This window comes from Streptomyces manipurensis (genome assembly GCF_049570255.1).
Lineage (GTDB): Bacteria > Actinomycetota > Actinomycetes > Streptomycetales > Streptomycetaceae > Streptomyces > Streptomyces manipurensis.
Window position 1 is genome coordinate 4,991,980 of the sequence record NZ_CP186950.1, and the last position, 19,005, is coordinate 5,010,984.

The 19,005-nt window shown below is 69.7% G+C and carries 19 protein-coding genes; 18 read left to right on the plus strand and 1 reads right to left on the minus strand.

Features of this window, described 5'->3' with window-relative positions; translation table 11 throughout:
• The first annotated feature begins 151 nt into the window (after positions 1 to 151).
• The 18 genes from ACPU2J_RS23245 (at position 152) to ACPU2J_RS23330 (ending at position 16,971) form a co-directional block, all read left to right on the plus strand.
• On the plus strand, positions 152 to 1,249 hold the full coding sequence (locus ACPU2J_RS23245; RefSeq protein WP_361591493.1) for an LCP family protein: 1,098 nt from the start codon (positions 152 to 154) through the stop codon (positions 1,247 to 1,249).
• Positions 1,250 to 1,443: 194 nt separating this feature from the next.
• On the plus strand, positions 1,444 to 1,662 hold the full coding sequence (gene rpmE, locus ACPU2J_RS23250; RefSeq protein WP_030008686.1) for a 50S ribosomal protein L31: 219 nt from the start codon (positions 1,444 to 1,446) through the stop codon (positions 1,660 to 1,662).
• 126 nt (positions 1,663 to 1,788) lie between these two features.
• A complete protein-coding gene (prfA, locus tag ACPU2J_RS23255) occupies positions 1,789 to 2,868 on the plus strand; it encodes a peptide chain release factor 1 (protein WP_361591495.1) in 1,080 nt (359 codons plus the stop codon).
• A gap of 48 nt (positions 2,869 to 2,916) precedes the next feature.
• Positions 2,917 to 3,762, plus strand: coding sequence for a peptide chain release factor N(5)-glutamine methyltransferase (prmC, locus tag ACPU2J_RS23260; RefSeq protein WP_030853584.1), 846 nt, complete (start codon positions 2,917 to 2,919; stop codon positions 3,760 to 3,762).
• 49 nt (positions 3,763 to 3,811) lie between these two features.
• Positions 3,812 to 4,459: an L-threonylcarbamoyladenylate synthase gene (locus ACPU2J_RS23265; protein ID WP_365069556.1), complete on the plus strand. Its 648-nt coding sequence runs from the start codon at positions 3,812 to 3,814 to the stop codon at positions 4,457 to 4,459.
• Positions 4,456 to 5,088: a protein-tyrosine-phosphatase gene (locus ACPU2J_RS23270; protein ID WP_361591499.1), complete on the plus strand. Its 633-nt coding sequence runs from the start codon at positions 4,456 to 4,458 to the stop codon at positions 5,086 to 5,088. The genes ACPU2J_RS23265 and ACPU2J_RS23270 overlap by 4 nt, the downstream gene beginning before the upstream one ends.
• 478 nt (positions 5,089 to 5,566) lie before the next feature.
• Entirely contained in the window at positions 5,567 to 6,796 is a 1,230-nt protein-coding gene (glyA, locus tag ACPU2J_RS23275) for a serine hydroxymethyltransferase (RefSeq protein ID WP_361591501.1), read from the plus strand.
• Positions 6,797 to 6,912: 116 nt separating this feature from the next.
• The gene (locus tag ACPU2J_RS23280) at positions 6,913 to 8,247 is read left to right on the plus strand and encodes an MraY family glycosyltransferase (RefSeq protein WP_361591503.1); all 1,335 of its coding nucleotides are present in this window, start codon (positions 6,913 to 6,915) and stop codon (positions 8,245 to 8,247) included.
• 275 nt (positions 8,248 to 8,522) lie between these two features.
• Complete coding sequence (locus ACPU2J_RS23285) at positions 8,523 to 8,960, plus strand: hypothetical protein (protein ID WP_361591504.1); 438 nt, start codon at positions 8,523 to 8,525, stop codon at positions 8,958 to 8,960.
• A gap of 210 nt (positions 8,961 to 9,170) precedes the next feature.
• Complete coding sequence (atpB, locus tag ACPU2J_RS23290; RefSeq protein WP_365134006.1) at positions 9,171 to 10,010, plus strand: F0F1 ATP synthase subunit A; 840 nt, start codon at positions 9,171 to 9,173, stop codon at positions 10,008 to 10,010.
• Positions 10,011 to 10,092: 82 nt separating this feature from the next.
• Entirely contained in the window at positions 10,093 to 10,326 is a 234-nt protein-coding gene (gene atpE / locus ACPU2J_RS23295) for an ATP synthase F0 subunit C (protein WP_007266589.1), read from the plus strand.
• A gap of 52 nt (positions 10,327 to 10,378) precedes the next feature.
• Positions 10,379 to 10,909: a F0F1 ATP synthase subunit B gene (locus ACPU2J_RS23300; protein WP_361591506.1), complete on the plus strand. Its 531-nt coding sequence runs from the start codon at positions 10,379 to 10,381 to the stop codon at positions 10,907 to 10,909.
• Positions 10,906 to 11,721: a F0F1 ATP synthase subunit delta gene (locus tag ACPU2J_RS23305; RefSeq protein ID WP_361591508.1), complete on the plus strand. Its 816-nt coding sequence runs from the start codon at positions 10,906 to 10,908 to the stop codon at positions 11,719 to 11,721. Before ACPU2J_RS23300 ends, ACPU2J_RS23305 begins: the two co-directional genes overlap by 4 nt.
• Positions 11,722 to 11,850: 129 nt before the next feature.
• Positions 11,851 to 13,446 (plus strand): F0F1 ATP synthase subunit alpha, encoded by a 1,596-nt coding sequence (gene atpA / locus ACPU2J_RS23310; protein ID WP_360870217.1) that lies wholly within the window; start codon positions 11,851 to 11,853, stop codon positions 13,444 to 13,446.
• Positions 13,447 to 13,466: 20 nt separating this feature from the next.
• Complete coding sequence (locus ACPU2J_RS23315; protein ID WP_361591510.1) at positions 13,467 to 14,384, plus strand: F0F1 ATP synthase subunit gamma; 918 nt, start codon at positions 13,467 to 13,469, stop codon at positions 14,382 to 14,384.
• A complete protein-coding gene (atpD, locus tag ACPU2J_RS23320) occupies positions 14,384 to 15,826 on the plus strand; it encodes a F0F1 ATP synthase subunit beta (protein WP_361591512.1) in 1,443 nt (480 codons plus the stop codon). The genes ACPU2J_RS23315 and atpD overlap by 1 nt, the downstream gene beginning before the upstream one ends.
• A gap of 162 nt (positions 15,827 to 15,988) precedes the next feature.
• On the plus strand, positions 15,989 to 16,360 hold the full coding sequence (locus ACPU2J_RS23325) for a F0F1 ATP synthase subunit epsilon (RefSeq protein ID WP_361591514.1): 372 nt from the start codon (positions 15,989 to 15,991) through the stop codon (positions 16,358 to 16,360).
• 164 nt (positions 16,361 to 16,524) lie between these two features.
• Positions 16,525 to 16,971, plus strand: coding sequence for a DUF2550 domain-containing protein (locus ACPU2J_RS23330; RefSeq protein WP_361591516.1), 447 nt, complete (start codon positions 16,525 to 16,527; stop codon positions 16,969 to 16,971).
• A gap of 65 nt (positions 16,972 to 17,036) precedes the next feature.
• Here ACPU2J_RS23330 and ACPU2J_RS23335 read toward each other — a convergent pair whose 3' ends face one another.
• Positions 17,037 to 18,938 carry a glycosyl hydrolase family 18 protein gene (locus ACPU2J_RS23335; RefSeq protein WP_423833931.1) on the minus strand — a complete coding sequence of 634 codons (1,902 nt, stop codon included), beginning with the start codon at positions 18,936 to 18,938 and terminating at the stop codon, positions 17,037 to 17,039.
• Positions 18,939 to 19,005 lie beyond the last annotated feature (67 nt).

Sequence of the window (19,005 nt, forward strand, 5' to 3'; positions counted from 1 at the left end):
CCCGTACGCCCCTGCGAGCTTCGCCACATCCGCGCCCGGCACGCACCCTACGGAACCCTTCGGGGCATTAGCCCGTCTGTGTCAGGGGACCCGCGGGAGGGGACGGCGGGCCTGAACGGAGCAGGGGACCGGACTCAGGACTGAGGAGAGCATGACCGAGGACACCAAGGGCCGCGGCCGGAGGGCCACGGGCCGGCGACGCAAACCGGCGAGGCGTCGCAGAGCCCTCGTGACGGCGGCCTGGAGCGCCGCAGCCGTGGTCTTCCTCGGCGGCGCGGGGCTGGGCTGGTTCTACTTCAAGCTCAACGGCAACCTGAAGACCGTCGACATCGACCAGGCCCTGGGCACCGACCGCCCGGCGAACGTCGACAACGGCTCGATGGACATCCTCGTCCTCGGTTCCGACTCCCGCGGCGGCGCCAACGGCGAGTACGGCCCGGACGACGGCGGCTCCGCCCGTTCCGACACCGCGATGGTCGTCCACCTCTACGAGGGGCACCAGAAGGCCAGCGTGGTCTCCATACCCCGGGACACCATGACGGCGCGGCCCGAGTGCCCCGTCGGCAAGGGGAAGACCGACCCGGGCGGCAAGCGTCGGCAGTTCAACGAGGCGTACACCGTCGGCGGGGCCGCCTGTGCGGTCAAGACCGTCGAGAAGATGTCGGGGATCCGCATGGACCACTACATCGAGGTCGACTTCACCGGCTTCAAGAAGATCATCGACACCCTCGGCGGCGTCGAGGTCACCACGACCAAGCCGATCAAGGACGGCGCCAGCCACCTGGACCTCGCGGCCGGCCCCAACAAGCTGAACGGCGAGCAGGCCCTCGGACTGGTCCGGACCCGCAAGAGCGTCGGGGACGGCAGCGACCTGGGCCGAATACAGCTCCAGCAGGCCTTCATCAAGGCGCTGATCAAGCAGGTCAAGAGCGTCGGGGTGTTCGACAACCCCAAGCGCCTGCTGGACCTCGCCGACGCCGGCACCAAGGCGCTCACCACCGACAAGGGCCTCGGCGACGTGAAGTCCCTAGCCGGGTTCGCCCAGGGGCTCCAGGGCATCGACGCGCAGGACATGCAGATGATCACCCTGCCGGTGGCGGCCGACCCGCTCGACGCCAACCGCGTCGCCCCGCTGCAGAAGGAGTCCGCACTGGTCTGGGAGGCCCTGCTGGCGGACCGGCCCATCCCCGCCGAGGCCACCGCGAACTCCGCCGGCGACAAGGGCACGGCCGGGTCGATCGTCCAGTAGGCACCGCCCGCCGGGGCCTCGGCAGGGGGTCCGGACGCCGGCCGGAATAGATGCGGCCCCCCTCCCGTTGAAGGAGGCGTCCTCAGAATTTTGACAGGCAGCCCGGTCCTGGCAGACTGGTCTGTCGGCCCCGGTTCACGCAGTACGCAATTCGGCTCCTGCGACCCGGCGCCCTCCCGAATCTAGGAGACACCTTGAAGCGCGATGTTCACCCCGAGTACGTCGAGACCGCGGTCAGCTGCACCTGCGGCGCGTCGTTCACCACCCGTAGCACCCTGACCGAGGGCACCATCCGTGCCGAGGTCTGCTCCGAGTGCCACCCGTTCTACACGGGCAAGCAGAAGATCCTCGACACCGGTGGCCGTGTGGCCCGCTTCGAGGCGCGCTTCGGCAAGGGCGCGGCCAAGAAGTAGCGCGACCCAGGCGCCGGTCTCCGGCCGCCCCCTGTCCACTCGGGGGCGGCCGGACCGGCGCCTTTGTCGTCGTCGAAGCCCGTCACCCGTGCAGTCCCCCCGCACTTTCACCACAGGAGTCCCCCGATGTTCGAGGCGGTCGAGGAACTGGTCGGCGAACACGCCGACCTCGAGAAGCAGCTCGCCGACCCTTCGGTCCACTCCGATCAGGCCAACGCGCGCAAGCTGAACAAGCGCTACGCGGAGCTGACCCCGATCATCGCGACCTTCCGTGCCTGGAAGCAGACCGGCGACGACATCGAGACGGCCAAGGAGCTCGCGGCCGACGATCCCGACTTCGCCGCCGAGGTCAAGGAGCTGGGCCAGCAGCGCGAGGAGCTCACCGAGAAGCTCCGCCTGCTGCTCGTCCCGCGCGACCCCAGCGACGACAAGGACGTGCTCCTCGAGGTCAAGGCCGGCGCGGGCGGCGACGAGTCCGCCCTGTTCGCGGGCGACCTGCTGCGCATGTACCTGCGCTACGCCGAGCGCGTGGGCTGGAAGACCGAGATCATCGACGCCACCGAGTCCGAGCTCGGCGGCTACAAGGACGTCCAGGTCTCCGTCCGCACCAAGGGCGGCAACGGCGCCACCGAGCCCGGCCAGGGCGTGTGGGCCCGCCTGAAGTACGAGGGCGGCGTGCACCGCGTCCAGCGCGTTCCGGCCACCGAGTCCCAGGGCCGCATCCACACCTCCGCCGCCGGCGTGCTCGTCACCCCGGAGGCCGAGGAGGTCGAGGTCGAGATCAACGCGAACGACCTGCGCATCGACGTGTACCGCTCCTCCGGCCCCGGCGGCCAGTCCGTCAACACCACCGACTCGGCCGTGCGCATCACGCACATCCCGACCGGTGTGGTCGCCTCCTGCCAGAACGAGAAGAGCCAGCTCCAGAACAAGGAGCAGGCCATGCGCATCCTGCGCTCGCGCCTGCTGGCCGCCGCCCAGGAAGCCGCCGAGCAGGAGGCCTCCGACGTGCGCCGCAGCCAGGTCCGCTCCGTGGACCGGTCCGAGAAGATCCGCACGTACAACTTCCCGGAGAACCGGATCTCCGACCACCGCACCGGCTTCAAGGCCTACAACCTGGACCAGGTGCTCGACGGAGACCTCGACGCGGTCATCCAGGCCTGCGTGGACACGGACTCCGCGGCCAAGCTCGCCGCCGCGCACTGACCGAACCCCCGCACCACCCCCCGTACGACAGCAGCCCGGAGGACCAGCGTGAACTTGCTGCTTGCCGAGGTGGCCCAGGCCACCCAGCGGCTGGCCGCCGCCGGCGTGCCCTCACCGCGCTTCGACGCGGAAGAGCTCGCCGCCTTCGTCCACGGCGTCAAGCGGGGGGAACTGCACCACGTCAAGGACGCGGACTTCGACGCCCGCTACTGGGAGGCCGTCGCCCGCCGCGAGGCGCGCGAGCCGCTCCAGCACATCACCGGCCGCGCCTTCTTCCGCTACCTGGAGCTCCAGGTCGGGCCCGGGGTCTTCGTGCCCCGGCCCGAGACCGAGTCGGTCGTGGACTGGGCCATACAGGCCGTCCGGGCCATGGACGTGGTCGAGCCCCTGATCGTCGACCTGTGCACCGGCTCCGGCGCGATCGCGCTGGCCATGGCGCAGGAGGTGCCGCGCTCGCGCGTGCACGCGGTCGAGCTGTCCGAGGACGCCCTGCGGTGGACCCGTAAGAACGCCGAGGGCTCCCGGGTCACCGTCCACCAGGGCGACGCCCTGAGCGCGCTGCCCGAGCTCGACGGCCAGGTCGACCTGGTCATCTCCAACCCGCCGTACATCCCGCTCACCGAGTGGGAGTACGTGGCGCCCGAGGCCCGCGACCACGACCCGGAGATGGCGCTCTTCTCCGGCGAGGACGGCCTCGACACCATCCGCGGCCTGGAACGCACCGCGCACCGTCTGCTGCGGCCCGGCGGGATCGTCGTCGTCGAGCACGCCGACACCCAGGGCGGCCAGGTGCCGTGGATCTTCGCGGAGGAGCGGGGCTGGGCCGACGCGGCCGACCACCCGGACCTCAACAACCGCCCCCGTTTCGCGACGGCACGCAAGGCCCTGCCGTGACCGGCGCGACGACTCCCGCCACCCCCCTGCTGCACGAGGAGGCCCGCTGATGGCCCGGCGATACGACTGCAACGACGCGACGGACCGCAAGACGGGCCTGCGTGAAGCCGCATCCGCCGTGCGCCGCGGCGAGCTCGTCGTGCTGCCCACCGACACCCTCTACGGGATCGGCGCGGACGCCTTCAGCCCGGAGGCCGTCCACGACCTGCTCGCCGCCAAGGGCCGCGGCCGCGGCATGCCCACCCCGGTGCTGATCGGCTCCCCGAACACCCTGCACGGCCTCGTCACGGACTTCTCCGAGCAGGCCTGGGAGCTCGTGGACGCCTTCTGGCCGGGCGCGCTCACCCTCGTCGCCAAGCACCAGCCGTCCCTGGCGTGGGACCTGGGCGACACCGGCGGCACCGTCGCCGTGCGCATGCCGCTGCACCCCGTCGCGATCGAGCTGCTCACCGAGGTCGGCCCGATGGCCGTGTCCTCGGCCAACCTGACCGGGCACCCGGCGCCCGAGGACTGCGACGCGGCCCGCGAGATGCTGGGCGACTCGGTGTCCGTGTACCTCGACGGCGGCCCGACCCCCGGAATCCAGCCGTCCTCGATCGTCGACGTCACGGGGAAGGTGCCCGTCCTGCTGCGCGAGGGGGCACTGACCGCCGACCAGCTGCGGGAGGTCGTACCCGACCTCGAGGTCGCCCCGTGAGCCCTGAGGGGCGTGGCATAGCTGGGGGAAGCAGTTTCCGCATACTCCACGTCAGCACCGGCAACGTGTGCCGCTCGCCCATCACCGAGCGGCTGACGCGGCACGCCCTCTCGCACCGCCTGGGCGGTCCGCTCCACGGCGAGCTCATCGTGGAGAGCGCCGGGACCTGGGGGCACGAGGGCGCCCCCATGGAGGCGAACGCGGCCGCCGTGCTCGCGGACTTCGGCGCCGACGCCTCCGGCTTCACCGGGCGGGAGCTCCTGGACGAGCACGTCATCCGGGCCGACCTGGTGCTGACCGCCACGCGCGACCACCGGGCGCAGGTCATCTCTATGGGCCATTCCGCGGGGCTGCGGACCTTCACGCTGAAGGAGTTCACCCGGCTGGTGCGGGCGATAGATCCGGCCACCCTGCCGCCGCTCGACGACGGCATGGCGGAGCGCGCGCGGGCCCTCGTCCGGGCCGCGGCCGCGCTGCGCGGCTGGCTGCTGGCGCCGTCGCCCGACGCCGACGAGGTGTACGACCCGTACGGGGCGCCGATCACCTTCTTCCGCTCCATCGGCGACGAGATCAACCAGGCCCTGGACCCGGTGGTCACGGCCCTGACGGGGGTCACCACCCGCCGCTGACCCCGGCGGCCGGAGGCCGACGCAGCGGGCCGAGGCCCGGGAGGCCCCTGGGGCCGAGCGGTGCGAGGGGCGCGTCGGGAAGGTGTTCAACCAGGCCCTGGACCCGGTGGTCACGGCCCTGACGGGGGTCACCACCCGCCGCTGACCCCGGTGGCCGGAGGCCGACGCAGCGGGCCGAGGCCCGGGAGGCCCCTGGGGCCGAGCGGTGCGAGGGGCGCGTCGGGAAGGTGTTCAACCAGGCCCTGGACCCGGTGGTCACGGCCCTGACGGGGGTCACCACCCGCCGCTGACCCCGGTGGCCGAGCGGTGCGAGGGGTGGTTCGGGGAGGTGCTCGGCCAGGCGCTGGACCCGGTGGTCATTGCCCGGACGGGGGTCGCGGGCCGACGCCGGGCGCGGGCCGCATGGACCCGCCGGCAGGGCGCCGCCGGGGCCGCGGGCCTAGAGTGGCTGGTAACCCGGTACTCCTGGAGCCGCGCCATGAGCGTCATCACCCAGCCCACGGACCTGCTGCGCCGGCAGGACCCGCAGATGGCCGACGTGCTCGACGGGGAGGGCCGGCGCCAGGCCGCCACCCTGCAGCTGAGCGCGGCCGAGAACTTCACCTCCGCCGCCGTGCTCACCGCGCTCGGTTCGCCGCTCGCCAACAAGTACGCCGAGGGGTACCCCGGCGCCCGCTACCACGGGGGCTGCGAGTACGCGGACACCGCCGAGCGGACGGCCGTGGAGCGCGCCGAGGCCCTCTTCGGGGCCGAGCACGCGAACGTGCAGCCGCACTCCGGCTCCTCCGCCGTGCTCGCCGCCTACGCCGCGCTGCTGCGGCCCGGGGACACCGTGCTGGCGATGGGGCTGCCGTACGGGGGACACCTCACCCACGGCTCGCCCGCGAACTTCTCCGGGCAGTGGTTCGACTTCGTCGGCTACGGGGTCGACGCCGACACCGGGCTCATCGACTACCGGCAGGTGCAGGAGCTGGCCCGCGCGCACCGCCCCAAGGCGATCGTGTGCGGTTCCATCTCCTATCCCCGTCACCCGGAGTACTCGGCCTTCCGCGAGATCGCCGACGAGGTGGGGGCGTACCTGATCGCCGACGCCGCGCACCCGATCGGCCTGGTCGCCGGGGGAGCCGCGCCCAGCCCGGTGCCCTACGCCGACATCGTCTGCGCGACCACGCACAAGGTGCTGCGGGGACCGCGTGGCGGGATGCTCCTGTGCGGCGCGGAGCTGGCCGAGCGCGTGGACCGCGCGGTGTTCCCCTTCACGCAGGGCGGCGCGCAGATGCACACCATCGCCGCCAAGGCCGTGGCCTTCGGCGAGGCGGCGCGTCCGGCGTTCGCGACCTACGCCCACCGGGTCGTGGCCAACGCCAGGACCCTGGCCGCGGAGCTGGAGGACCACGGGTGCGTGATCACCACGGGCGGCACCGACACCCACATGATCACCGCCGACCCCTCGGCGCTGGGCGTGGACGGGGCGGCCGCCCGCGGCCGGCTGGCCGCCGCGGGGATCGTGCTCGACACCTGCGTCCTGCCGTACGGGGACCGGAGGGGCGTGCGCCTGGGTACGGCGGCCGTGACCACCCAGGGGATGGGGGAGCCGCAGATGCGCCGGATCGCCGAGTTGCTCATCGCGGCGCTGCGCGGGGACACGGCGGGTACACGTACGGAGGTCGGCGAGCTGACGGCAGGATTTCCCCCGTACGGGGAGTAAGCAGGACAAGAGCGTCGTACCGCAACCGCGATACGGCCACCTCGCGTCCTCGGTGGAGGGGACATCGCAGCTAATGTGTGGGGCTGAGATGGCCGGCGATACATCTGGGGCAGCCCGTGCGTGAATATCTGCTGACGCTTTGCGTCACGGTCGCGGTGACCTACCTGCTGACCGGACCCGTGCGGAAGTTCGCGATCGCGGCCGGGGCCATGCCCGAGATCCGCGCCCGCGACGTGCACCGCGAGCCGACGCCGCGCCTCGGCGGGATCGCCATGTTCGGCGGGCTGTGCGCAGGCCTGCTGGTCGCCGACCACCTGCAGAACCTGAACGCGGTCTTCGAGAAGTCGAACGAACCGCGCGCGCTGCTCTCCGGTGCCGCGCTGATCTGGCTGATCGGCGTCCTCGACGACAAGTTCGAGCTCGACGCCCTGATCAAGCTCGGCGCGCAGATGATCTCCGCAGGCGTGATGGTCATGCAGGGCCTGACGATCCTGTGGATCCCGGTGCCGTTCATCGGCACGGTGCCGCTCACCCAGTGGCAGGGCAACCTGCTCACCGTGGCGCTGGTGGTGATCACCATCAACGCGGTGAACTTCGTCGACGGCCTCGACGGCCTGGCCGCCGGCATGGTCTGCATCGCCGCCGCGGCCCTGTTCCTGTACGCGTACCGCATCTGGTTCGGCTACGGCATCGAGTCCGCGGCCCCCGCGACCCTCTTCGCCGCGATCCTGATGGGCATGTGCCTGGGCTTCCTGCCGCACAACATGCACCCGGCGCGGATCTTCATGGGGGACTCCGGATCGATGCTGATCGGCCTGGTCCTGGCCGCCGCGGCGATCTCCCTGACCGGGCAGGTCGACCCGGACACGCTGGCCCTGTTCGCCGGTGGTGAGCGCAACGCGACGCACGCGATGCTGCCCGCGTACATCCCGCTGATCCTGCCCCTGACGGTCATCGCGATCCCGATGGCGGACCTGATCCTGGCCATCGTGCGCCGTACATGGAAGGGACAGTCGCCCTTCGCGGCGGACCGCGGCCACCTGCACCACCGCCTGCTGGAGCTCGGCCACTCGCACAGCCGTGCGGTCCTGATCATGTACTTCTGGTCCGGGCTGATCGCCTTCGGCACCGTGGCGTACTCGGTGCACTCCACCGCCATGTGGATCGTGCTGGTGATCGCGGTGCTCAGCGCGATCGGGCTGTTCCTGCTGCTCCTGCCGCGCTTCACGCCGCGCGCACCGCGCTGGGCCGAGGGCCTGGTGCCCCCGCGCTACCGGCACGCGGCGCGGGCCGCCGAGGCCGCCGCGGAGGCGGCGGCGCAGGACGCCTCCGGTGCGGAACCCCAGCCCGCCCGGCCGATCGCCGCGGGCGTCTCGGGCGTCAACGGAGCGACCGCCGTGGGCCCCCGTTCGCGCTTCCCCGACCGGCGTAAGGCTGAATCCGCTCGCTGACCGGCCGGGAGCATGTCGGACATGGGTGCCCTTTAGCATGCAAGTGGACCCCTTGTCGCGCACACACGCGCAGGGTCACTCTCATGTGTGACAGTCGGCACACCAGGCAGGTAAAGCTCTCATCAAATAGTTTGTGATACCGTTCACTAAACCCGGCGACAGAGCCGAAGGACCGTAGTGCGACGGTCCCTTGGCCCGAGGCCCTCTCTCGGTCCGGGCTTACGCTCGTCCTGTACGAGTCCAGTGCCCCCACCACCACGCGGAGCGAAACCGCCATGCGGTCTGATGACGTCCGATCCCTCCTGCAAACCGCTGTGCCCACAGCCATCGCCGGCGCTGTAGCCGCCGTCGTCGGCGGGTTGGTCGCCGGTGGCAAGGGAGCCGTCGGGGCCATCGTCGCGACGCTGGTCGTGATCCTGTTCATGGGCATCGGATTCGTCGTCCTGCAGCGCACCGCGAAATCCCTGCCGCACCTGTTCCAGGCGATGGGCCTCATGCTCTACGCCACGCAGATCCTGCTGCTCTTCGTGTTTCTCGCCGCGTTCAAGAACACGACACTCTTCAACCCCCGAGTGTTCGCGATCACGCTCGTCGTCACCACCCTGGTGTGGATCGGCGCACAGACGCGTGCTCACATGAAAGCCAAGATCCTCTACGTCGAACCGGACTCGGCAAAGGGCGAAAAGCCCGAAAATCCGGGGCCGAAGTCGTGAGGGGTAGGGCCGGGATAAGTGCGCGTTCGAGATGCTGCTATCGTCCGGTTCAAACTGCGGCACTGCGGGCGCGGGCATCTGAGCTGACGCCTGTTCCATCGCGAGGCTCGATGCCTGACTGCCGCCCCACCATCCGTAACACCAGTCCAGTGCCGAACCGCGGCTGCGCGCCGCGCCGACACAACGAGGTTGCCGTACCTATGCGCCACGCTGAAGGAGCCCGCGGTGAGTGCTGACCCGACGCAGGTCCTCGCCTTCGAGACCGACTGTCACATCTTCGACGGATGTGGCTTCCCCGGCCCGGGCCTGCACTCGTTCCTCTTCGAGCCGCTGTGGGGCGAACCCGGCACCACGAGTGTCTACTTCAACAAGCCGATGCTGCTGGCCCTCCTGGGCTCCGTCATCATCGTGGGCTTCTTCTGGGCCGCCTTCGCCAAGCCGAAGATGGTCCCGGGCAAGCTCCAGATGGTCGCCGAGGCCGGCTACGACTTCGTGCGCCGCGGCATCGTCTACGAGACGCTCGGCAAGAAGGAGGGCGAGAAGTACGTCCCCTTCATGGTCTCGCTGTTCTTCTTCGTCTGGATCCTGAACGTCTGGTCGATCATCCCGGTGGCGCAGTTCCCGGTGACCTCGATCATCGCGTACCCGGCGATCCTCGCGTTGATCGTCTACGTGATCTGGATGTCGGTCACCTTCAAGCGCCACGGCTTCGTCGGCGGCTTCAAGAACCTCACCGGCTACGACAAGAGCCTCGGCGGCGTGCTCCCGCTGATCATGATCATCGAGTTCTTCTCGAACGTCCTGGTCCGCCCCTTCACCCACGCGGTCCGACTCTTCGCGAACATGTTCGCGGGTCACACCCTGCTGCTGCTCTTCACGATCGCCAGCTGGTACCTGCTGAACGGCATCGGCATCGCCTACGCGGGTGTCTCGTTCGTGATGGTCATCGTCATGACCGCCTTCGAGCTCTTCATCCAGGCCGTCCAGGCGTACGTCTTCGTCCTCCTGGCCTGCAGCTTCATCCAGGGCGCGCTCGCCGAGCACCACTGAGTCGGACCCCGTCCCGCCCAGCCCCCCGTATTCGTCCGGTGGCCAACCCCCACCGGTCCGTGAAAGAGAAGGAAGAACTGGCATGTCCCAGACCCTTGCCGCCGTCACCGGCTCCCTCAGCTCCGTTGGTTACGGTCTCGCGGCCATCGGCCCCGGCGTCGGCGTCGGCATCATCTTCGGTAACGGCACCCAGGCCCTCGCCCGCCAGCCCGAGGCTGCCGGCCTGATCCGCGCCAACCAGATCCTCGGCTTCGCCTTCTGTGAGGCGCTCGCCCTGATCGGTCTGGTCATGCCGTTCGTCTACCCGAGCTCCTGATCCTCGGTCTCGACGAACAGCCCACTAGACGAAAGGCACTGATGTGAACCTCATGGTTCTCGCGGCTGAGATGGAAAACCCTCTCATCCCGCCGATCCCCGAGCTCGTCATCGGTCTGATCGCCTTCGTCATCGTCTTCGGGTTCCTCGCGAAGAAGCTCCTCCCGAACATCAACAAGGTTCTGGACGAGCGCCGCGAGGCCATCGAGGGCGGTATCGAGAAGGCCGAAGCCGCTCAGACCGAGGCCCAGAGCGTGCTGGAGCAGTACAAGGCCCAGCTCGCCGAAGCCCGGCACGAGGCCGCGCGCCTGCGCCAGGAAGCGCTGGAGCAGGGCACTGCGCTCAAGGAAGAACTGCGCGCAGAGGGCCAGCGGCAGCGTGAGGAGATCATCGCTGCCGGTCACGCCCAGATCGCGGCAGACCGCAAGGCCGCCTCTCAGGCGCTGCGTCAGGACGTGGGCAAGCTCGCCACCGACCTGGCCGGAAAGCTCGTCGGTGAGTCCCTCGAGGACCACGCCCGGCAGAGCCGCACGATCGACCGCTTCCTCAGCGAGCTCGAGGAGAAGGCCGAGGCGGCCCGATGAACGGAGCGAGCCGCGAGGCGCTGGCCTCCGCGCGCGAGCGTCTCGACGCGCTGACGGACAACACGTCCGTCGACGCGGCGAAGCTCGCCGGCGAGCTGGCAGCCGTCACCGCGCTGCTCGACCGTGAGGTCTCGCTGCGTCGGGTCATCACGGACCCGGCGCAGTCCGGCGAGGCCAAGGCCGAGCTGGTCGGCCGGCTGCTGTCCGGCCAGGTGGGCGGGGAAACCCTCGACCTGGTGTCCGGCATGGCGCGCTCCCGCTGGTCGCAGTCCCGCGACCTGGTGGACGCGCTGGAGGAGCTGGCGGCCACCGCCGACCTCACGGCGGCCCAGCGGAGCGGCGCGCTCGACGACGTCGAGGACGAGATCTTCCGCTTCGGCCGGATCGTCGCCTCGAACACCGAGCTGCGCAGCGCGCTGACCGACCGCGCGGCCACCGTCTCCGCCAAGGGCGGGCTGCTCCGCAGCCTCCTCGGCGGCAAGGCGAACGCCGTCACCGAGCGTCTGGTCACCCGTATCGTCACGCACCCGCGTGGACGTAGCCTGGAAGCGGGACTCGAGTCCCTTTCCAAGCTCGCCGCCGAGCGCCGTGACCGCATGGTCGCCACCGTGACCAGCGCGGTTCCGCTCAGCGACGTGCAGAAGCAGCGTCTCGGTGCGGTGCTGGCCAAGCTGTACGGCCGCCAGATGCACCTGAACCTCGACGTGGACCCCGAGGTCCTCGGCGGGATCACGGTGCGTGTCGGCGACGAGGTCATCGACGGCACCATCGCGGAGCGCCTTTCCGAGGCGTCCCGCCGCATGGCCGGCTGACCAGCCACCAAAAGAACAAAGCATTCCTAGCGGCCCGGTTGGGCCGTGCAGAACTTGCAGAAGATTCCTGGGGGTCACCCCCAGACCCCTAAGAAGCTTCAGGCCCAACAAGGAGAGCAGGGAACCCAGATGGCGGAGCTCACGATCCGGCCGGAGGAGATCCGGGACGCACTGGAGAACTTTGTCCAGTCGTACCAGCCGGACGCGGCCTCGCGCGAGGAGGTCGGAACGGTCAGCGTTGCCGGCGACGGCATCGCGAAGGTGGAGGGCCTGCCCTCCGCCATGGCGAACGAGCTGCTGAAGTTCGAGGACGGCACCCTCGGTCTCGCCCTCAACCTCGAGGAGCGCGAGATCGGTGCGGTCGTCCTCGGCGAGTTCAGCGGTATCGAGGAGGGCCAGCCGGTGCAGCGCACCGGTGAGGTGCTCTCCGTCGGCGTCGGTGAGGGCTACCTCGGCCGTGTCGTCGACCCGCTCGGCAACCCGATCGACGGTCTCGGCGAGATCGCGACCGAAGGCCGTCGCGCCCTCGAGCTGCAGGCCCCGGGCGTCATGGTCCGCAAGTCGGTGCACGAGCCGATGCAGACCGGCTACAAGGCCGTCGACGCGATGGTGCCGATCGGCCGTGGCCAGCGTCAGCTGATCATCGGCGACCGCCAGACCGGCAAGACCGCTCTGGCCGTCGACACGATCATCAACCAGCGCGACAACTGGCGCTCGGGCGACGTGAACAAGCAGGTCCGCTGCATCTACGTCGCCATCGGCCAGAAGGGCTCGACCATCGCGTCCGTTCGCGGCGCCCTGGAAGAGGCCGGCGCGCTCGAGTACACGACGATCGTCGCCGCCCCGGCGTCCGACCCGGCCGGCTTCAAGTACCTGGCGCCGTACACCGGTTCCGCCATCGGTCAGCACTGGATGTACGCCGGCAAGCACGTCCTGATCATCTTCGACGACCTGTCGAAGCAGGCCGACGCCTACCGCGCCGTGTCGCTGCTGCTGCGCCGCCCGCCGGGCCGTGAGGCCTACCCGGGTGACGTCTTCTACCTGCACTCCCGCCTGCTGGAGCGTTGCGCCAAGCTCTCCGACGACATGGGCGCCGGTTCGATGACCGGTCTGCCGATCGTCGAGACCAAGGCCAACGACGTGTCGGCGTTCATCCCGACCAACGTCATCTCCATCACCGACGGCCAGTGCTTCCTGGAGTCCGACCTGTTCAACGCGGGCCAGCGCCCGGCGCTGAACGTCGGTATCTCGGTCTCCCGCGTCGGTGGTTCCGCGCAGCACAAGGCCATGAAGCAGGTTTCCGGCCGTCTGCGCGTCGACCTGGCCCAGTACCGCGAGCTGGAGGCGTTCGCCGCCTTCGGTTCCGACCTGGACGCCGCGTCGAAGGCCTCGCTGGAGCGCGGCAAGCGCATGGTCGAGCTGCTGAAGCAGGGCCAGTACCAGCCCATGCCCGTCGAGGAGCAGGTCGTCTCCGTCTGGGCCGGTACCACCGGCAAGATGGACGACGTCCCGGTCGAGGACATCCGTCGCTTCGAGTCGGAGCTGCTGGAGCACCTGCGCCGCGAGCGCAAGGACCTCCTCACCTCCATCGCGGACGGCGGCAAGATGTCGGACGACACGCTCGGCTCGATCGCGGACGCCATCGCCGGCTTCAAGCGCCAGTTCGAGACCTCGGACGGCAAGCTTCTGGGCGAGGACGTTCCGGCCGTCAACGTCTCCAAGTGACGACGGAAGGGACCTGACTCATGGGAGCGCAGCTCCGGGTCTACAAGCGTCGCATCCGTGCCATCACGGCGACCAAGAAGATCACCAAGGCGATGGAGATGATCGCCGCCTCGCGCATCGTCAAGGCGCAGCGCAAGGTGGCGGCGTCGATGCCGTACGCGACCGAGCTCACCCGCGCGGTGACCGCGGTGGCGACCGGTTCGAACACCAAGCACGCCCTGACCACCGAGGTCGAGGCGCCGACCCGCGCCGCGGTCCTGCTCATCACGAGCGACCGCGGTCTGGCCGGCGGCTACTCCTCGAACGCCATCAAGCAGGCCGACCGGCTCATCGAGCGGCTCCGCTCGGAGGGCAAGGAGGTCGACAGCTACATCGTCGGCCGCAAGGGTGTCGCCTACTACGGCTTCCGTGAGCGCAAGGTCACGGACTCGTGGACCGGCTTCACCGACAGCCCGGCCTACGCCGACGCCAAGCGCGTCGCGGCGCCGCTGATCGAGGCCATCCGGACCGAGACGGCCGAGGGCGGCGTCGACGAGCTGCACATCGTCTTCACGGAATTCGTGTCGATGATGACGCAGAACGCGGTGGACGGCCGGATGCTGCCGCTGAGCCTCGAAAAGGCCGCGGAGGAGGACAGCGCGAAGGGCGAGATCCTTCCGCTGTTCGAGTTCGAGCCGTCGGCGGAGGACGTCCTCGACGCCCTTCTGCCGCGCTACGTCGAGAGCCGCGTCTACAACGCGCTGCTGCAGGCCGCTGCTTCCGAGCACGCCGCCCGCCGCCGCGCGATGAAATCGGCGACCGACAACGCCGGTGAGCTCATCAAGAGCCTCTCCCGGCTTGCCAACGCGGCCCGCCAGGCCGAAATCACCCAGGAAATCAGCGAGATCGTCGGTGGCGCGAGCGCCATGGCTGACGCGACCGCGGGGAGTGACAAGTAATGACGACCTCTGTTGAGACGGCCGCTGCCACGGGCCGCGTCGCCCGGGTCATCGGCCCGGTCGTCGACGTGGAGTTCCCCGTCGACGCCATGCCCGACATCTACAACGCGCTCGAGGTCCAGGTCTCCGACCCGGCCGAGGACGGCGCGCTCAAGACCCTGACCCTCGAGGTCGCGCAGCACCTGGGTGACGGCCTCGTCCGTACCATCTCGATGCAGCCGACCGACGGCCTGGTCCGCCAGGCCCCGGTGACCGACACGGGCACGGGCATCACCGTCCCCGTCGGTGACTTCACCAAGGGCAAGGTCTTCAACACCCTCGGTGAGGTGCTGAACTACCCGGAGGAGAACGCCAACGTCACCGAGCGCTGGCCGATCCACCGCAAGGCGCCCCGCTTCGACGAGCTCGAGTCGAAGACCGAGATGTTCGAGACCGGCGTCAAGGTCATCGACCTTCTCACCCCGTACGTCAAGGGTGGAAAGATCGGCCTGTTCGGTGGTGCCGGTGTCGGCAAGACCGTTCTGATCCAGGAAATGATCTACCGCGTCGCCAACAACCACGACGGTGTGTCGGTGTTCGCGGGCGTCGGTGAGCGTACCCGTGAGGGCAACGACCTCATCGAGGAGATGGCCGAGTCCGGCGTCATCGACAAGACGGCGCTCGTCTTCGGCCAGATGGACGAGCCCCCGGGCACCCGTCTGCGCGTCGCCCTGGCCGGTCTGACCATGGCGGAGTACTTCCGCGATGTGCAGAAGCAGGACGTGCTCTTCTTCATCGACAACATCTTCCGGTACACCCAGGCCGGTTCCGAGGTGTCGACCCTGCTCGGCCGTATGCCCTCCGCGGTGGGTTACCAGCCGAACCTGGCCGACGAGATGGGTCTCCTCCAGGAGCGCATCACCTCGACCCGTGGTCACTCGATCACCTCCATGCAGGCGATCTACGTCCCCGCGGACGACCTGACCGACCCGGCGCCGGCGACCACCTTCGCCCACCTCGACGCGACGACGGTTCTCTCCCGTCCGATCTCCGAGAAGGGCATCTACCCGGCCGTGGACCCGCTGGACTCGACGTCCCGCATCCTCGACCCGCGGTACATCGCGGCGGACCACTACGCCACGGCGATGCGCGTCAAGGGGATCCTGCAGAAGTACAAGGACCTCCAGGACATCATCGCGATCCTCGGTATCGACGAGCTGGGCGAGGAGGACAAGCTCGTCGTCCACCGTGCCCGTCGTGTCGAGCGCTTCCTGTCGCAGAACACCCACGTCGCCAAGCAGTTCACCGGCGTGGACGGTTCGGACGTTCCGCTCGACGAGTCGATCACCGCGTTCAACGCGATCTGCGACGGTGACTACGACCACTTCCCCGAGCAGGCGTTCTTCCTGTGCGGTGGCATCGAGGACCTGAAGGCCAACGCCAAGGAGCTGGGCGTCTCCTGATCCGGCGCGCTCCGCGAGGAGCGCTCCGGTTCGCAGGCCCGCCGGTTCGCCGGCCGGTGTCTCGTCGGAGGGGGCCGGGTCTGTCCCGTCCCCCTCCCCACGCCCATTAGAATTTGACCCAACACCCGGCTGACCCGCCGGGTGGTGACCCGAGGAGCCACCTTGGCTGCTGAGCTGCACGTCGAGATGGTCGCGGCGGACCGCAATGTCTGGTCCGGCGAGGCCACCCTTGTTGTCGCCCGCACCACGTCCGGCGACATCGGCGTCATGCCCGGTCACCAGCCGCTTCTCGGTGTGCTGGAATCGGGCCCGGTGACCATCCGTACCAGCGAGGGCAACACTGTCGTCGCAGCGGTGCACGGCGGATTCATCTCGTTCGCGGACAACAAGCTGTCCCTGCTGGCCGAGATCGCCGAGCTCGCGGACGAGATTGACGTCCAGCGTGCGGAGCGGGCACTGGAGCGCGCGAAGGCGGAGGCGGACGCCGCCGCCGAGCGTCGCGCTGATGTCCGGCTGCGCGCCGTAACGGGCTGAACGCCCGTCGGAGTTTGAACCGCTGAGCCGCGGAGGGAGACCTCCGGGGCGCGGCAGACCTCAGCCGCGGTCCGTGCTGGAATTTTCCAGACCGGGTCGCGGCTGAGGCGATGCAGGTCTGTTTTTTTCTCATGCGTATTCGATGAGCGAGGAGGTCGGTGAAGATGCTCCTCGCTCTGCTTGTGAGCGGCCTGGTCGTCGCCCTGGTGGTGATCGGCCTGTTCGTCTTCGGTCTGCGTCGCAGACTCATCCAGCGGTCCGGCGGGACCTTCGACTGCAGCATGCGCTGGGGCGTGTCGGAGGAGCCCGACGTCTCGGGCAAGGGCTGGGTGTACGGGGTCGCGCGCTACAGCGGTGACCGGATCGACTGGTTCCGGGTGTTCTCGTACTCGCCGCGGCCGCGCCGGCTGCTGGAGCGTTCCTCCATCGAGGTGCTGGCCCGCCGCGCCCCGGAGGGCGAGGAGGAGCTGGCGCTGCTGTCCGACGCCGTGGTGCTCGGCTGTCTCCACCGGGGGACGCGCCTGGAGCTGGCGATGAGCGAGGACGCGCTGACCGGCTTCCTGGCCTGGCTGGAGGCGGCTCCGCCCGGACAGAGGGTGAATGTGGCGTAGGTCGCTCACGGCATGAAGAAGCCGGGGACACGGGGGACGGGCCCGTGTCCCCGGCTTCGGTCTTTCTACTGCAGCCCGGTGTGGACCGCGCCTGCGAGCTCACCGTTCGTCGTGTCGCCGCTGAACTCCCAGTAGAAGGCTCCCCGGAGGCCCTGCTGCTTGGCCCAGGTCATCTTCCCGGCGATGGTGGCGGGGGTGTCGTAGCTCCACCAGTTGCTGCCGCACTTGGCGTAGGCCGTGCCGGCGACGGTGCCGGTGGCCGGGCAGCTGTTCTTGAGCACCTTGTAGTCCTCGATGCCCTGCTCGTACGTGCCCGGGGCCGGCCCGGTGGCGGTGCCGCCGGGGGCGGCCTGGGTGACACCGGTCCAGCCGCGGCCGTAGAAGCCGATGCCGAGGTTGAGCTTGGAGCCGGGGACTCCCTTGGCCTTGAGCTTGGCGATGGCGTCGGCCGAGTTGAAGCCGGCCTGGGGGATGCCCGCGTACGAGGTGAGCGGGGAGTGCGGGGCCGTCGGTCCCTGGGCGGCCCAGGCGCCGAAGAAGTCGTACGTCATGACGTTGTAGAAGTCGGTGTACTGGGCGGCGCCCGCGTAGTCCGCCTTGTCGATCTTGCCGCCGTCCGAGGCGTCGGCGGTGATGGCGGCGGTGACCAGGTTGTTCGCACCGAACCGGGCCTTCATGGCCTGCATCATGTTCTTGAAGGCGGCCGGGCCGCTGCTGTCGCAGGACAGCCCGCAGGCGTTCGGGTACTCCCAGTCGAGGTCGATGCCGTCGAAGACGTCGGCCCAGCGGGGGTCCTCGACCAGGTTGTAGCAGGACTGGGCGAAGGCGGTCGGGTTGGCCGCGGCCTGCGGGAAGCCGCCGGACCAGGTCCAGCCGCCGAAGGACCACAGGATCTTGATGTTCGGGTAGGCCTTCTTCAGCTTGCGCAGCTGGTTGAAGTTGCCGCGCAGCGGCTGGTCCCAGGTGTCGGCGACGCCGTCGACACTCTGGGCGGCGGTGTAGGCCTTGTCGTAGTCGGCGTAGCCGTCGCCGATCGTGCACTGTCCGTTCTGGACGTTGCCGAAGGCGTAGTTGATGTGCGTGATCTTGCTCGCCGTACCCGAGGTGACCAGGTTCTTCACGTGGTAGTTGCGTCCGTAGACGCCCCAGTTGGTGAAGTAGCCGAGCTTGACCTTGTCGCCCGGGTCCGGCGGGATGACCCCGCCGGTCGTGGTGACCGTGGTGGAGCCCGAGGAGGGTCCGGTCTGGTCGATGGTGTCGCGGGCGGTGACGCTGTAGGTGTACGTGGTGCCCTTGGTCAGGCCGGAGTCCGCGTAGCCGGTGCCGGTGACCGTGGCGATCTTGGCGGAGCCCCGGTAGACGTCGTAGTTCTTGACGCCCTTGTCGTCGGTGGCCGGGGTCCAGGTCAGGGTCAGCGAGGTCTCGGCGACGTTGCTCGCGGTGGGGGCGCCGGGAGCGGTGGGGGGATTGTCGCCGGGCTGGGTGCCGCCGTCGCAGGAGGCCCCGTTGATCTTGCAGCCGGTCGGGGCTCCGGATCCGACGCCGTTGAAGCCGAAGCTGGCGGTGGCGCCGGGGGCCAGGGTGCCGTTCCACCCGAGGTTCTTGGCCGTCCAGTGGGTGCCCGAGCTCGTGACGGTGGCGTCCCAGGCCGAGGTGACCGAGGTGCCCGCCGGGTAGTCCCACTCCACGGTCCAGCTGCTCAGGGTGGTGGTGCCGGTGTTCTTCACCACCCACTTGCCCTCGAAGCCGGAACCCCAGTCGGAGGCCTTGGTGTACGTCGCGGTCGCGGAGGCGGCGGCCTGGGCGGGGCCTGCCAGGGCGACCAGCCCGGTGACGGGCAGGGCCAGCGTGGCGACGACCGCCGCGACCCTGGTGAAGAACCTGCCGCGCCGGGTGCGGGGTGGGGATGCTGTGCTCAAGGGTGCTCCTCCGTAGGTCCGTCGCAGCCGTGGGGCCGGCTGCGACATGGGGGTGGGACCTGCGCCGCCCGTGAGCACGCTTTGTCATGGCACGCTCACCACAGTGTTGCGGTGA